Origin of the sequence: Anaerovorax sp. IOR16 (genome assembly GCF_017168145.1) — a bacterium.
Lineage (GTDB): Bacteria > Bacillota > Clostridia > Peptostreptococcales > Anaerovoracaceae > IOR16.
In genome coordinates, this window is record NZ_JADQTL010000001.1 from 46,959 (window position 1) to 61,348 (window position 14,390).

The 14,390-nt window shown below is 36.0% G+C and carries 10 protein-coding genes, 2 tRNA genes and 2 rRNA genes; 3 read left to right on the top strand and 11 right to left on the bottom strand.

All coding sequences use genetic code 11. The annotated features are described in order from the left end of the window. Positions 1–4 precede the first annotated feature (4 nt). The 4 genes from I2490_RS00220 to I2490_RS00235 form a co-directional block, all read right to left on the bottom strand. Entirely contained in the window at positions 5–862 is an 858-nt protein-coding gene (locus tag I2490_RS00220; RefSeq protein WP_206457779.1) for a hypothetical protein, read from the bottom strand. A gap of 291 nt (positions 863–1,153) precedes the next feature. Continuing rightward, positions 1,154–1,357, bottom strand: coding sequence for a hypothetical protein (locus tag I2490_RS00225; protein ID WP_206457780.1), 204 nt, complete (start codon positions 1,355–1,357; stop codon positions 1,154–1,156). A gap of 96 nt (positions 1,358–1,453) precedes the next feature. Beyond that, positions 1,454–1,903 carry a hypothetical protein gene (locus tag I2490_RS00230; protein ID WP_206457781.1) on the bottom strand — a complete coding sequence of 150 codons (450 nt, stop codon included), beginning with the start codon at positions 1,901–1,903 and terminating at the stop codon, positions 1,454–1,456. Next, positions 1,900–3,150, bottom strand: coding sequence for a BTAD domain-containing putative transcriptional regulator (locus I2490_RS00235; RefSeq protein ID WP_206457782.1), 1,251 nt, complete (start codon positions 3,148–3,150; stop codon positions 1,900–1,902). The genes I2490_RS00230 and I2490_RS00235 overlap by 4 nt, the downstream gene beginning before the upstream one ends. 238 nt (positions 3,151–3,388) lie before the next feature. On the opposite strand from I2490_RS00235, the gene I2490_RS00240 reads away from it, so the two are divergent. Next, positions 3,389–4,450 carry a type IV pilus twitching motility protein PilT gene (locus tag I2490_RS00240; protein WP_206457783.1) on the top strand — a complete coding sequence of 354 codons (1,062 nt, stop codon included), beginning with the start codon at positions 3,389–3,391 and terminating at the stop codon, positions 4,448–4,450. Here the strand turns inward: I2490_RS00240 and I2490_RS00245 are convergent. Then, entirely contained in the window at positions 4,439–5,227 is a 789-nt protein-coding gene (locus I2490_RS00245; protein WP_206457784.1) for a tryptophan-rich sensory protein, read from the bottom strand. The two genes, I2490_RS00240 and I2490_RS00245, sit on opposite strands and share 12 nt — an antisense overlap. A 49-nt stretch (positions 5,228–5,276) precedes the next feature. Next, positions 5,277–5,861 carry a TetR/AcrR family transcriptional regulator gene (locus I2490_RS00250; protein WP_206457785.1) on the bottom strand — a complete coding sequence of 195 codons (585 nt, stop codon included), beginning with the start codon at positions 5,859–5,861 and terminating at the stop codon, positions 5,277–5,279. A 316-nt stretch (positions 5,862–6,177) separates the two neighbouring features. On the opposite strand from I2490_RS00250, the gene I2490_RS16500 reads away from it, so the two are divergent. Continuing rightward, positions 6,178–8,154 carry a methyl-accepting chemotaxis protein gene (locus tag I2490_RS16500; protein ID WP_245157031.1) on the top strand — a complete coding sequence of 659 codons (1,977 nt, stop codon included), beginning with the start codon at positions 6,178–6,180 and terminating at the stop codon, positions 8,152–8,154. A gap of 306 nt (positions 8,155–8,460) precedes the next feature. Then, complete coding sequence (locus tag I2490_RS00260; protein WP_206457786.1) at positions 8,461–10,593, top strand: methyl-accepting chemotaxis protein; 2,133 nt, start codon at positions 8,461–8,463, stop codon at positions 10,591–10,593. Between the two features lie 102 nt (positions 10,594–10,695). Here the strand turns inward: I2490_RS00260 and I2490_RS00265 are convergent, their stop codons facing one another. From I2490_RS00265 to I2490_RS00285, 5 genes are all read right to left on the bottom strand, one after another. After that, a complete protein-coding gene (locus I2490_RS00265) occupies positions 10,696–12,345 on the bottom strand; it encodes a GGDEF domain-containing response regulator (protein WP_206457787.1) in 1,650 nt (549 codons plus the stop codon). Positions 12,346–12,441: 96 nt separating this feature from the next. Then, positions 12,442–12,524, bottom strand: a tRNA-Leu gene (locus I2490_RS00270). Between the two features lie 50 nt (positions 12,525–12,574). Next, positions 12,575–12,649, bottom strand: a tRNA-Glu gene (locus I2490_RS00275). A gap of 5 nt (positions 12,650–12,654) precedes the next feature. Continuing rightward, positions 12,655–12,771, bottom strand: a 5S ribosomal RNA gene (gene rrf / locus I2490_RS00280). Positions 12,772–12,836: 65 nt separating this feature from the next. Continuing rightward, a 23S ribosomal RNA gene (locus tag I2490_RS00285) occupies positions 12,837–14,390 on the bottom strand; the annotation flags it as partial.

A 14,390-nucleotide genomic window follows, 5' to 3' on the forward strand; every position in this document is an offset into this window, starting at 1 on the left:
AGACTTAAAACTCATACGTATAGTTCAATTCAACCGTCACCTCAGATTTATCTAAAGTAATCTCCTTAATATCACCTTGATAAACAATACAATCTCTTGTTATCATTTTTTCGATGTATTCATTGAGATCCACTGTTTCACCAATCGAATATCCTACAACTTTTTCTTCAATCGTCTCCGATATATCTTCATATTGTCCATGATATATAATCGTCAACGTTGCAGCTACAGGCAGTTCTTCAACGACTGGAAGTTCTTCAATAACTTCTTCTACAATTGGCTCTTCTACTATAGGTTCCTCAACAACCGGCGTTTCCACTGCAGGCTCTTCCACTACCGGTTCCTCAACAACCGGCGTTTCTACTGCAGGTTCTTCCACTACCGGTTCCTCAACAACCGGCGTTTCCACTGCAGGCTCTTCCACTACTGGCTCCTCAACAACCGGCGTTTCTACTGCAGGTTCTTCCACTACTGGTTCCTCAACAACCGGCGTTTCTACTGCAGGTTCTTCCACTACTGGTTCCTCAACAACCGGTGTTTCCACTACAGGCTCTTCCACTACCGGTTCCTCTGCAATCGGCGTCACTACTGCAGGTTCCTGCAATACACCTTCTTCTGTTGCTTCTCCCCCTGCTTGGTCAGCATTTTCCGTTGTCTCACTTTGTGTTACATCCGCTGCATCTCCATTATGCATTTCAACCGCTTCTTCGCTCTGCAAATTCATTACAGAAGACTCAGCTGTAGGCACAATAAATTCTGCTAAAGCATCTTCCTGGTTTATTTCAGTTGCAAATGCAGCACTTGATGCACTTGCTGCGACAAGAAGGGAGACGAACACTGCGCTCAATTTTTTTCTCATCATATTTTCACATCCCTCTTAATAATTTTGATACTCTATCTATATTAATCTTATTATTCCATGTGATAGTCACAGTACAGTCACATATACGAAATATTTTCCATATTTTTATTATTTTTATTCAATAAATTAACTATGTTTTTAAAAAAAATTTTATACCAATGTAGAATTCTCTCTTTTATAGATTTTCATCCTATGTGATCAATGAAAGAATTTCTTGCATAAAAAAAAAGCAGAGGCATACTTCTGCTTTTTTACTTACATAAATGCTTATTATAAAAAGTATATTTCCCGCTACCATGTTTGCAATTGCTTGGTTTCACTTTCTCCATGAATCGCTTCCATCATTAGCTTTATCATCTCAAGCTCACTTCTAAATTTTTGTGTCTTTTGACCTTCCATCCATGAAATTGTTCCCTGCCATGTTGCATTACAAGTAAATTGCACTTGTATTGTAAACGTCGCTTTTCCATCATTTATATGCGCAACATCCACCATTTTTTACAGTCTCCTCTTTAATAACTCCTCACTACATAATCAGATATGCTTTTACATTAAACAATTTCTATTATAACAGCTTGAGTCACAACTAGGTCACAATTCACAATGCATTGCATTAAGTATCAGTTCTAGCAATTCTAATTCACTTCGAAACCTTTTTGTTTTTCTCGTTGAAATCCATTGTAATGTTCCCTGCCATGTTGCATTCTGACGGAATTGTACATGTAAAAGAAAATCTGGTTTTTGATTTTTAAACATTTCTAACGTTGCAGGATACAACTCTTTTGGCAAAGTATGATTTTTCTTTTCCTTTTTTTGAAATGTTCGTTCTTCATGAGTTGCCATAGGAAAATTTACATAATTAAACAAACCCTCTAATACTTCCATCATATTTCGAAAGCTATTAAAATCAATAGCAAAATTATAACTTTCATTTAGTATGGTACCAAAAAAATCACCGTTATCTATATTTACATCATTTTTTATATATACATAAAAAATAGAAATATTACTCGTTATTATTTTATTCTCTAAATCAATCATTTCTTGTAATCTCCCAATTCAAGCGGATCGATAGATTCCATCTGACCATATATTTCTACCTTATTACCAATCTCACTTTTATTAATTCGATTTACTAAACGATTTAAAACCTTTACAGTATTTTCATATGTAATATTTGATAGCATCAATAAAAACTGCGTTCTCCCGTAACGAGTTACAACATCATCTTTTCTTAGAAAAGAACAAAGTGTATGTATTAAATTATCCAGAGTTTCTTCTAGTTGATTGGAAGGAATCTTACTACCATTTTTTGAAGTTACTGTCAACAATGCAATAAAGATAGATTTACCATTACGCAATGCCGCTCTTGCCTGTAAACGATAAATGATCTTAAACATTTCATAATTACACTGTAAAGTTCCTGTAACATCGTTCGTTTCTGCCAAATCCCCCTTTATTACTGCAATATCCTTTTCAAAATCCAAATTTTTATTGATAATGTCTTTGTACAGCTTTGTAATTGCTTCAGAAGGCTGTACTCCAAGTTCATCATAAAACATATTGCTTACTTCGTTATAATGAGCAACTGCTTTTTTTTGATTATTGGTTGCAATTAAAGCTTTAATTAAATTGACATGATTTATTTCTACAAAAGGGTCTACTGTAATCGCTCTTCTACAAACCTCTTCAATTATATCATAGCTTTCCTGCTCCATTAAGAGTTCGCATAATTTTTCACAAACCTTCATGTACATACGTTGGTAATATACAGCAATAGGACGTACCCATTCTTTATATTCAGACTGTGGTAAAAAATTGCCTTTATAGATTTGAAAAGCTTTATAATAATAATCACAAGCCAAAGATTTTTCAATGCTTGGCTTTTCTGCTTCCTTTATGTAGTCTTCAAATAAATCCACATCAAATACACAAGGAACTTCCGTGTTCCATGCATAAGAACCATACTTATATACTATGCAATTATTCGAATCCAACTTTAGATTTTTCTTAATTGTATTTCTTAAACGATAAGCTAAATTTTTCAAAGCATTTGCCGGATCTTCAACTTCTTTTTCATTCCACAAGATTTCAATTAATGTATCCAAAGAGGTCTCTTTCTTTCTATTTACAATTAGATATTCTAATAAGTTCCAAACCTGTTTAGCATGTACTTTCTCGCCTGATAAGGTATTTTGATTATACTCAATAAGAAAATCCCCTAATAGCTGAATATAAAGTACCCCTTCTTTATTTCCCTGTGTTTTAAAATCGGTATTTAATAGCATAATCATCAATCTCCTATCAAATAAAAAAGCTAGTGTCTCTCATTATAACTTTTATTCAAACAACTGTCACGAAATATATTGTATATATAAGGTTATATTATATTAATAATTAAATCAATTTTTTCCAAACAACTTGCAGCGATTCTCTCTTTTCCATTATAATCAAATTAATCCGTATATTACTTAACGTAAACTCAATTAAAAACTATGACGATTTTATATACATGGAGGAAATGAGATGAATCTAGAGGAATTTTTTAAAGAATGCATTCAAGCAAACGCAAGTGACATTTTTATTATCGCGGGAAAATCACTTTCCTACTCATGTGGCGGCCGTATTATATCAGTCGGTGATAAATTAATGCCACCTGATACAGAAGCATTGGTATTAAAAATTTATAATATGGCACTGCGCGATCATTCATCATTTATAAAAAAACATGATGATGATTTTTCTTTTTCCATACCAAATTTAGCAAGATTTCGAGTCAATACTTTTATGCAAAGAGGTTCTATGGCAGCAGTGCTACGTATCGTAGCATTTCATCTACCAGATTCTGAAGAGCTAAAAATTCCTAAAATAGTCACTGATATCCATAAATTTTCGAAAGGGCTGGTCTTAGTAACCGGTACTACTGGCAGCGGAAAATCAACAACGCTAGCTTGCTTAATTGATAAAATTAATAAAACAAGAGAAAATCACATAATAACATTAGAAGATCCAGTTGAATACTTACATCGACATGATAAGAGCATTGTTACGCAAAGAGAAATTTTTATGGATACCGAAAGTTATACAAAAGGTCTTCGTGCAGCACTCCGCCAAGCACCTGATGTTATTCTACTGGGAGAAATGCGAGATTTAGAAACAATTTCCATAGCTATGTCTGCTGCTGAAACAGGGCAGTTGGTGTTTTCGACCTTACATACACTGGGTGCTGCAAATACCATAGATCGAATTATTGATGTATTTCCTCCGAATCAACAGCAACAAATACGTGTTCAACTTTCCATGGTCTTAAAAGCGGTCGTTTGCCAACAATTAATACCAACATTAGACGGAAAGCTTGTTCCAGCCTTTGAATTAATGTTTTGCAACCATGCGATACGAAATTTAATTCGAGAATCCAAATCACATCAAATTGATTTCACCATTCAATCTTCTTCGGATCAGGGGATGATTACAATGGATGATAGCATTCTTCAATTATATAAGCAAGGATATATCTCTGCAGACAATGCTTTATTACATAGTATGAATCAAGACACAATGAGAAAAAAACTAAATCTAACTCTTTGAATTTAACTTTAAGAAAAATAAATATAACTCAGCAATAAATAGTAACGTAAGAGCTGCGACAGTAGTAATAATAATGGCTGGATATTCGCCATGAAACCCATTAGGTGACAACTGCTTAATCAAAATTCCAATAAAACCCCATAGGACTGCAAATCCATAAGCCATGTCTTTATAAAGCAGCATTGTTGTGATACCAATGATAGTACCTAATGTAATAGCAATAACCGTCCATACTACTTCGGAAATGCCGAATCCATCCCAATCAAAATAAACAAGGAGTGTCGTCATATTCGCAATGGTCGCTATTGTAATCCAGCCAAAATAAATACTAAAAGGTAATCGAATAAAGAACCATTCTTTAAGTGTTAACTGACATTTTACTGTATTTGAAACTATTATTATTAAACATATGAGAATAATAATCATACATAACATTGACAACGGAATTTTATAATAATGCCAGCAAAGAATCCAAGTAGCATTCGCAAGTGATGAAATGGAAAAATAAAGCCCGATTTTATTCAATAGGGCTACTTTTTTCCCATCACTAAAACGGAATAATTGATAAATCGTATAACCTGCAAGCAATAAATAAATCAATCCCCAAATAGAAAACGTTATTGCTGCAGGCGAAAAAAGATTTGCATAATAATCCGATACTTCTCCAGTCGTCACTCCATTAATAGGTATTATATTTGCAATTGCATTTATTACTATCATTAATAAAAAAGTAAGCACAACAAAGAATCGAATCCCAAAATTAACACGTGTATTCATCTCATCAGCCCCTAATTCTTTTTAAAGTAATTAATACAATATATTTTTCTTATATCGCTTTAATTCCTTCCCAATACGCACTCCATGTTTTTTTTACGTATTCATTGACATCAAGTGGTTGGTTTTCATAAAGGAGCATTAAATCCATCATGCCTTGCATCATGGTAAAATATAAATAAACCGCTCCTTCACCAACAGACTCTTTGATTTGTCCTTCTGCAATTCCCTTTTCCACACATTGTTTTAATTTATTAAGATAATAATCTTCCTTGTCTTTGATTATTTTATGAAACTCATTTTTAAGTTTAGTGTTTTGTATCAGTGATATGTTTTTCCAAAATCCCAATCTCTTATTTTGATTAAAATAATGAAAGATTGCAAAAAGAACGCCTTCAAATTTATCTTTACATTTTTTACCTTCCATTTCATTAATGGTAATTTGAAGATAGCTAAAACAGTTTTCAATTTCCTGTTTTACAATACATTCAATAATTTCTTCTTTACTCCTAAAATGACTATATATAGATGGAGTTTTTATTTTTACAGCATTAGATAGCTCGGACATTGATAAGTTATATCCTTTTTCTGAAAAAAGCATATGTGCAACATTTAATATCTCTTCCTTTTTCCCCATTATACCCTCCGTTAAGTACGATTCACTTAATTGTATCAGTTTTACAATACTATAACCCAAGTTAAAGTGTCAATATAAAGTACTATCGAATCTCCATTTCTTCTGACTTTTTATATTAACCTGATTTTTTACAATTTTAAAAGTCTTGTCAATTTTTTTAATATGGATTGACGAATAAAATTTACCATGATAAACTTTTAAAAACTAACGTTCGTTAGTGCCTTCTAACATTTATTAGAAGGATTTATAATTCATAAGGGAAAATGTGAATAGAGAATGACATATCACTTGTAGCATACTTAGGAGGTTCTGTCACATGAAATCATTAAAAATCAGACTAGTCGTCATCTTTACAGTTATAATACTTATTCTAACTTCATTCTTAGGATTGTTGTCTATACGTACAGTAAGTAAGAACATAATTGCTGATACAAATGATGATTTAAAGGAAATCGCAAAGCAACAAGCAAGCTATATTCAAGCAAAAAGGGATGCTGAACTTAAATATGTGGATGCTCTCGCACAAAATTCTATACTTACAGACCCATCTATTTCAGTCGAACAAAAAATATCTTTTTTTGAAGCAGAATCAAAAAGAACAGGATATTTAGCCTTTGCTTATGCGGATAAAACTGGAAATAGTACCGTATTTAACACAAAAATGGAAACAACCAATGTTGCAAATCGAGACTATTTTCAATCGGCTATCAATGGACAATCCGCTGCTTCTGACATAATTATTAGCAGCGCAACTGGAAAATTAGTAATTATATTTGCAGCTCCTGTATATAGAAACGGAGAAACCATTGGTATTTTATATGGAAGAAAAGATGGTACATTCTTAAACAATATCGCAAGTGAAGCTACCTATAAAGAAACGGGCTATTGCTATATGATTAATGACAACGGTGTTACCATTGCAGAAAAAGATATTAATCTTGTTTTAAGACAAGAAAATGTAATAGAGGATGCAAAAAACAACAGCTCACTCCAAGCATTGGCTGATCTTACTCAAAATTATATGTTAAAAAGAGAAATTGGTAGTGGAAGCTACACATATGATGGAGAAAATTTAGTATCAGGTTTTGCACCGGTTGATGGTAGTCCTTGGATAGTCGTAATGGAAATTGAAAAGCAAGAGGTATTAAAAGAAGTAAATGCTCTTAGAAACTTACTTCTAATCCTATGCTTAACAGCAATTATTACAGGAGCAATTATCACCTATTTTGTAAGTGATAAAATTTCAAAACCCATTAAAAAGGTTACGGGGGTTGCACAAGAAATTGCAAATGGGAACTTTAATGTTGAGCTCTCCATTAATACAAAAGATGAGGTAGGGCAACTTGCAAATGCTTTTAATCTTACCATTCAGCAACTAGTAAATTATCAAGGCTATATTGATGAAATTTCCGAGGCACTCAGCAAGATATCGCAAGGAGACCTCATGATTGAATTACAAAGGGATTATGTAGGGCAGTTCATTAAATTAAAAGAGAATATGCAATCTTTACTTTTGAATTTAAATGCCACCTTCTTGCAAATGAATCAGTCGGCAGATCAAGTTGCAAGTGGTTCCGAACAAGTCTCCAATGGTGCACAGGCACTTTCACAAGGTGCCACAGAACAGGCAAGTTCTATCGAGGAATTATCGGCATCCATTGCTGAAATAACGTCAGAAATCCAACAAAATGCGGACAATGCAAAAACGGCCAGCGGTATGGCAGCGCTTGCCGGTAAGGAATTAAATAAGAGCAATGATGATATGAATCTTATGCTTGAAGCAATGAATGAAATCACTTTAAAATCCAATGAAATTTCTAAAATCATTAAAGTAATTGATGATATTGCATTTCAAACAAACATTCTTGCATTGAATGCTGCAGTCGAAGCAGCACGTGCAGGAGCTGCGGGAAAAGGCTTTGCTGTCGTTGCAGACGAAGTAAGAAATCTAGCAGGAAAATCAGCAGAAGCTGCAAAAAGCACCACAACACTTATTGAAGAAACCATTCTTGCCGTTGAAAATGGTTCTTCCATTGCAGAAAGAACGGCGCACTCTCTTGAATCAAGTGAACAGGTTGCAAAAGAGGCTGTTGGAATTATTGATACGATCGCACAAGCCTCCAATCAACAAGCGTCATCCATCGCCCAAGTAAATCTGGGGGTTGAACAAATATCTGCCGTTGTGCAAACAAATGCTGCAACTGCAGAAGAAAGTGCTGCTGCAAGTGAGGAATTATCAAGTCAGTCGAATCTTCTAAAAGGGTTAATTTCAAAGTTTAAGCTAAAATACTAATACATATCTGAGGAATGATTCTATGAATGAGTCATTCCTTTTTCTTATCAGTTCATATCTATTAATAATCTATCAAGAAGAATAATAAAAACGTACATTGCTAGAAACAAAAAACATTTATAATTCTTTTCTTATTTTATTTAACTTAATTGACGAACCGCATTTCACGTGATAAACTTACACAAACTAACTCGTATTAGTTTGTTAATATATAAAATCATTTTCGTTTTAAACAATACAAATGGGGTAGAAAGTGTTTATAGAGATTGGCAAGAATTTAATAACATACTTAGGAGGTTCTGTAACATGAAATCATTAAAAATCAGGCTATTAATTATCTTTACAACAGTCATACTTATTCTAACGTCATTTTTAGGATTTTTATCTATTTACACTACCAGTAATAATTTAATTAAAGGTACTCATAGTGATTTAGAAGAAATCGCAAAACAAGAAGCCAACTACATTCAAGCAAGAAGAGATAGTGATCTTAATTATGTAGATGCATTGGCGCAAAATCAATTGCTCATTGATCCTAATACAACAATAGAACAAAAAATAGCATTTTTTGAAGCAGAAGCAGCAAGAACAGGCTACTTGGCCTTTGCTTTTGCAGATACATCCGGAAATAGCACTGTATTTAACACAAAAAGAGAAACAACAAATATTGCTAACAGAGAATATTTTCAATCCGCTATGAATGGTCAAATGGCCGCTTCCGACGTAATTATCAGCAATGCAACCGGTGAATTGGTAATTATCTATGCAGCTCCGGTTTATAAAAACGGACAAACAATCGGTGTATTTTACGGAAGAAAAGATGGACAAACTTTATCTGATATCGTTAGCCAAGTTAGTTATCGCGAAACTGGATATGCATATATGGTTAATGACCAAGGTACTACCATCGGACACAAAAACAAAGATTTGGTTTTAAGTCAGGATAATGACATTGAAAATGCTAAGACAGATCAATCTCTTAAAGCATTAGGGGAACTTACAGAATCAATGATAAAACGTGAATCTGGAAGTGGGGAATATACATATAATGGTATCAATAAAATAGTAGGTTTTGCTCCAATTGAAGGTAGCCCTTGGATTGTCGCAGTTGGCGTTGAAACAAGCGAAATCCTAAAAGAAATCAATGCAATTAAATTCCTTTTGATTATCTTCTCTTTCATCGCAATAATTGTTGGTGCAGTCATTACCTATTTTGTAAGTGATAAAATTACAAAACCGATTAAAAAGGTTACAGTTGTTGCACAAGAAATTGCAAATGGTAACTTTGATGTTGAGCTCTCTATTAACTCAAAAGATGAAGTCGGTCAGCTTGCAAATGCATTTAACCTTACCATTCAACAGCTAGTGAATTATCAAGGTTATATTGATGAAATTGCTGACGCCCTCAGTAAAATATCACAAGGTGATTTAATGATTGAATTACATAAGGATTATGTAGGGCAATTTATAAAACTAAAAGAAAATATGCAATCACTGCTTTTGAATCTAAATGCAACCTTCTTGCAAATGAATCAATCAGCAGATCAAGTTGCAAGTGGTTCTGAACAAGTTTCTAATGGTGCGCAGGCTCTATCTCAAGGTGCAACCGAACAGGCAAGTTCCATCGAAGAATTATCTGCATCCATTTCAGAAATCACCACAGAAATCCAGCAAAATGCGGACAATGCAAAAAAAGCCAGTGGTATGGCAGAACTTGCCGGAAAAGAATTACATAAGAGCAATGATGAAATGAGTAATATGCTTGGAGCAATGAATGAAATTACTTTAAAATCCAATGAAATTTCAAAAATCATTAAAGTAATCGATGACATTGCATTCCAAACAAACATTCTTGCATTGAATGCTGCAGTCGAGGCCGCGCGTGCCGGAGCAGCAGGAAAAGGCTTTGCTGTTGTTGCAGATGAAGTAAGAAATCTAGCAGGAAAATCAGCGGAAGCTGCAAAAAATACAACTGCACTTATTGAAGAAACCATTTATGCGGTTGAAAACGGTTCTTCCATTGCGGACAGAACAGCTCACTCTCTTGAATCAAGTGCTCAGATTGCTATGGAGGCGGTTGGTATCATTGATAAAATTGCACAAGCATCTGATCATCAAGCAGTATCCATTTCTCAAGTTAACTTAGGAGTGGAACAAATATCTGCTGTTGTACAAACAAATGCTGCAACTGCCGAAGAAAGTGCTGCTGCAAGTGAAGAACTTTCAAGCCAATCCAGCCTATTAAAAGGATTAATTGCAAAGTTTAAACTTAATAATCACGATAATAGCTATAACGACTATAACAACCAAACTGACTACAATAGCCAAGTTGACTATAGCAGCTATGACAATTATGTGAACCCAACTACACAGTATGATGACACCTATGCTTCATCAAAACAATATAATTATGAGGACAGCAACAATAATAAATATTAATAATAATTAGACCTTAAAACGGAATACCTTTTTATAAAAAACAATGGGTTGGTAATTTGAATTACCAACCCATTTAAATATGATTATGTATACGTAATGATCCTAATCAATACATCTGACACAATTTCTCCCATCATTTTTAGCTTGATACATCATCAAATCAGCTCTCTTTACCAAACTATCAATCGAATCATCGGGATAAAATCGTGTAACACCAAAACTCGCAGTCATAGAACCAATCCAAGGCATACGAAGCGAACTTAACTTATTTCGTAACTCTTCTGCAATTTGTATTGCTGTTTCAACAGTCGTGTCCGGGTATAATATAATAAATTCTTCTCCACCCCATCGAGCAAACACATCCTGTTCATTTAAAGTATCTTTTATCTCTTTTACAATTGCTCCTAAAATAAGATCACCTACATTATGTCCGAATGAATCATTGATTTTTTTAAAATGATCAATATCAAACATTACAATAGAAAAAACATCACCACTCCTTAAACTTCTGTGAATTTCAACTTCTATTTTTTCTTTCATATATCTGCGGTTATATGCTCCCGTAAGCTCATCGGTAACAGATAAATGATGCAGCTTCTCTTCTAATTGTTTCTGTTTCGTAATTTCATCAATAATTATCTGTATTCCAGTTAAGCAATCCTCATCTCCCAATATTTTGATATGGGCTCTTAGCCATACCTGCTTCCCCCATTTCGTTTTATAAGAAACTTCTTGTACCGCCGATTGATTTTTTTCTATACAATCAAGTAGTATTTGCGACAATCCGGACTCTACCAAAATAGGATCCGTAAATAAATTAATCATACGAGTTGCTAATATATTAGAAGATCCCATGATCTCAAGTACCTTACTATTTAAATAGGTTATATTTCCATGAAGATCACATTTTAAAACGCCAACAGGTGCATTTTCTGCAAGCTCCAAATATTCTCTCCTACTTTTTAACAGTTTTTCCTCTTGTTGCTTACGAGCACTAATATCCCTTAATACTCCAACACCATACCATACATCTTCTAATTTTAAACTAGATAAAGAAACCTCAACGTATATTTTATAGCCATTTTTATGTTGTACAATTAACTCCACATTTTTTCCAAATAAACAACCATTCTCATCCAAATTAAAAAGCTTATAATTATTTTGTGCAATCCATTTATATGATAATAAAAATTTATCTAACTGCTGTCCTAATATTTCATCTCTAGAGTATCCAAAAAAATGCTCATTCGCAAGATTGCAATATGTAATCTTAAGTTTATTATCAAACAGAATAATCGAATCTTCCGTAGCATCCATAATCGCACTCAAAGTTGCTTTTTTTATTTTAACCCGAGAATTCGCATCATAAAGCTTTAATGCCATTTCTATAGTAGATAACATAACAGCTTTTTCTGTACCTTTCAGTACAAATCCATATGCACGAACTTCTTTCATTTTAACGATTACTTCTTTTGAAGTGTTTGCAGTAATAAAAACAATAGGTATATCCTGATACTCTAAAATTTTTCGAGCAGCATCTATACCATCTATTTTCCCTTCTAGTCCAATATCCATCAGTATAAGATCGATTGAAAGCCCATTATATACTTTATATACAGCTTCTTCACCACTTGCAGTAACCTCTATTTCATAACCATTTTCTGAAAGAAAATCCGATATTAATCGAACTGTAAGTTGACTATCCTCAACCAATAATATTTTCTTTCTTTTTTCTTTATTAGTTACCAACAATTATCACCCCAACTTCTATAAGAATAATCGTTATTTATTATAGTTTTTTTCCTTAAACGTCAATAAACACTGAGATAACCCAGTGTTTATTAAATATGGTGCGCGCGGAGGGACTTGAACCCCCACGGTCGCCCGCTAGATCCTAAGTCTAGTGCGTCTGCCAATTCCGCCACACGCGCATACCATTTAATATTAGCGAAGTCGCGCAATTGCGCGACCTCACATTTATTGGTGACTCCACCGGGAATCGAACCCGGGTTACCGCCGTGAAAGGGCGGTGTCTTGACCGCTTGACCATGGAGCCATACAAACTGGCGACGTCCTACTCTCCCAGGCAGCTGCCCGCCAAGTACCATCAGCGCAAAGGAGCTTAACTACTGTGTTCGATATGGGAACAGGTGTGACCTCCTTGCTATAGTCACCAGATTTTTTTGAAGGTTAGTACCCTCAAAACCAAACAATGTAATCTTTTTACTTCTTACTTGAAACCATTGGTCAAGCGTTCGACCTATTAGTATCGGTCAGCTGAATATGTTGCCATACTTACACCTCCGACCTATCAACGTGATAGTCTCTCACGGGTCTTATCAGTAAACTGAAGGAAATCTATTCTTGTGGGGGGCTTCGCACTTAGATGCTTTCAGCGCTTATCCCGTCCATACTTAGCTACCCAGCCGTGCCCTTGGCAGAACAACTGGTACACCAGAGGTATGTCCATCCCGGTCCTCTCGTACTAAGGACAGCTCCACTCAAATTTCCGACGCCCACAGCGGATAGGGACCGAACTGTCTCACGACGTTCTGAACCCAGCTCGCGTACCTCTTTAATGGGCGAACAGCCCAACCCTTGGGACCTACTTCAGCCCCAGGATGAGACGAGCCGACATCGAGGTGCCAAACACCCCCGTCGATGTGGACTCTTGGGGGGTATAAGCCTGTTATCCCCGGGGTAGCTTTTATCCGTTGAGCGATGGCCCTTCCACTCGGAACCACCGGATCACTAAGCCCGACTTTCGTCCCTGCTCGACTTGTAGGTCTCGCAGTCAAGCTCCCTTTTGCCTTTACACTCTTCGCGCGATTTCCGACCGCGCTGAGGGAACCTTTGGGCGCCTCCGTTACTCTTTAGGAGGCGACCGCCCCAGTCAAACTGCCCGCCTGACACTGTCCCAGTACTGGATTACAGCACGTGGTTAGAACTTCAATGTTACAAGAGTGGTATCCCAAAGGCGGCTCCTCTAAAACTGGCGTCCTAGATTCTTAGCCTCCCACCTATTCTGTACATGCAACACCGAAATCCAATATCAAGCTGCAGTAAAGCTCCACGGGGTCTTTCCGTCCTGCTGCGGGTAACCGGCATCTTTACCGGTACTACAATTTCACCGAGTCTATTGTTGAGACAGTGCCCAGATCGTTACGCCTTTCGTGCGGGTCGGAACTTACCCGACAAGGAATTTCGCTACCTTAGGACCGTTATAGTTACGGCCGCCGTTTACTGGGGCTTAAGTTCTGTGCTTCGATTGCTCTGACACTTCCCCTTAACCTTCCAGCACCGGGCAGGCGTCAGCCCCTATACATCAGCTTTCGCTTTAGCAGAGACCTGTGTTTTTGGTAAACAGTCGCCTGGGCCTTTTCACTGCGACCACATTTCTGTGGTTCCCCTTCTCCCGAAGTTACGGGGTTATTTTGCCGAGTTCCTTAACAATAGTTCTCTCGCTCGCCTTAGGATTCTCTCCTCATCTACCTGTGTCGGTTTGCGGTACGGGCACCTACAATCTCGCTAGCGGCTTTTCTTGACAGTGTGAAATCAGTTGCTTCGGTACTTTATTTCCCTCCCCATCACGCCTCAGAATTGTTACGGCGGATTTGCCTACCATAACTCCCTTGACGCTTAGACACGCTCAACCAACGGCGTGCTCAACTTATCCTTCTGTGTCCCCCACTTCGCTCAAACGATTTTCGGTGGTACAGGAATCTCAACCTGTTGTCCATCGCCTACAGCGTTCGCTCTCGGCTTAGGCCCCGACTAACCCTGAGTGGACGAACCTT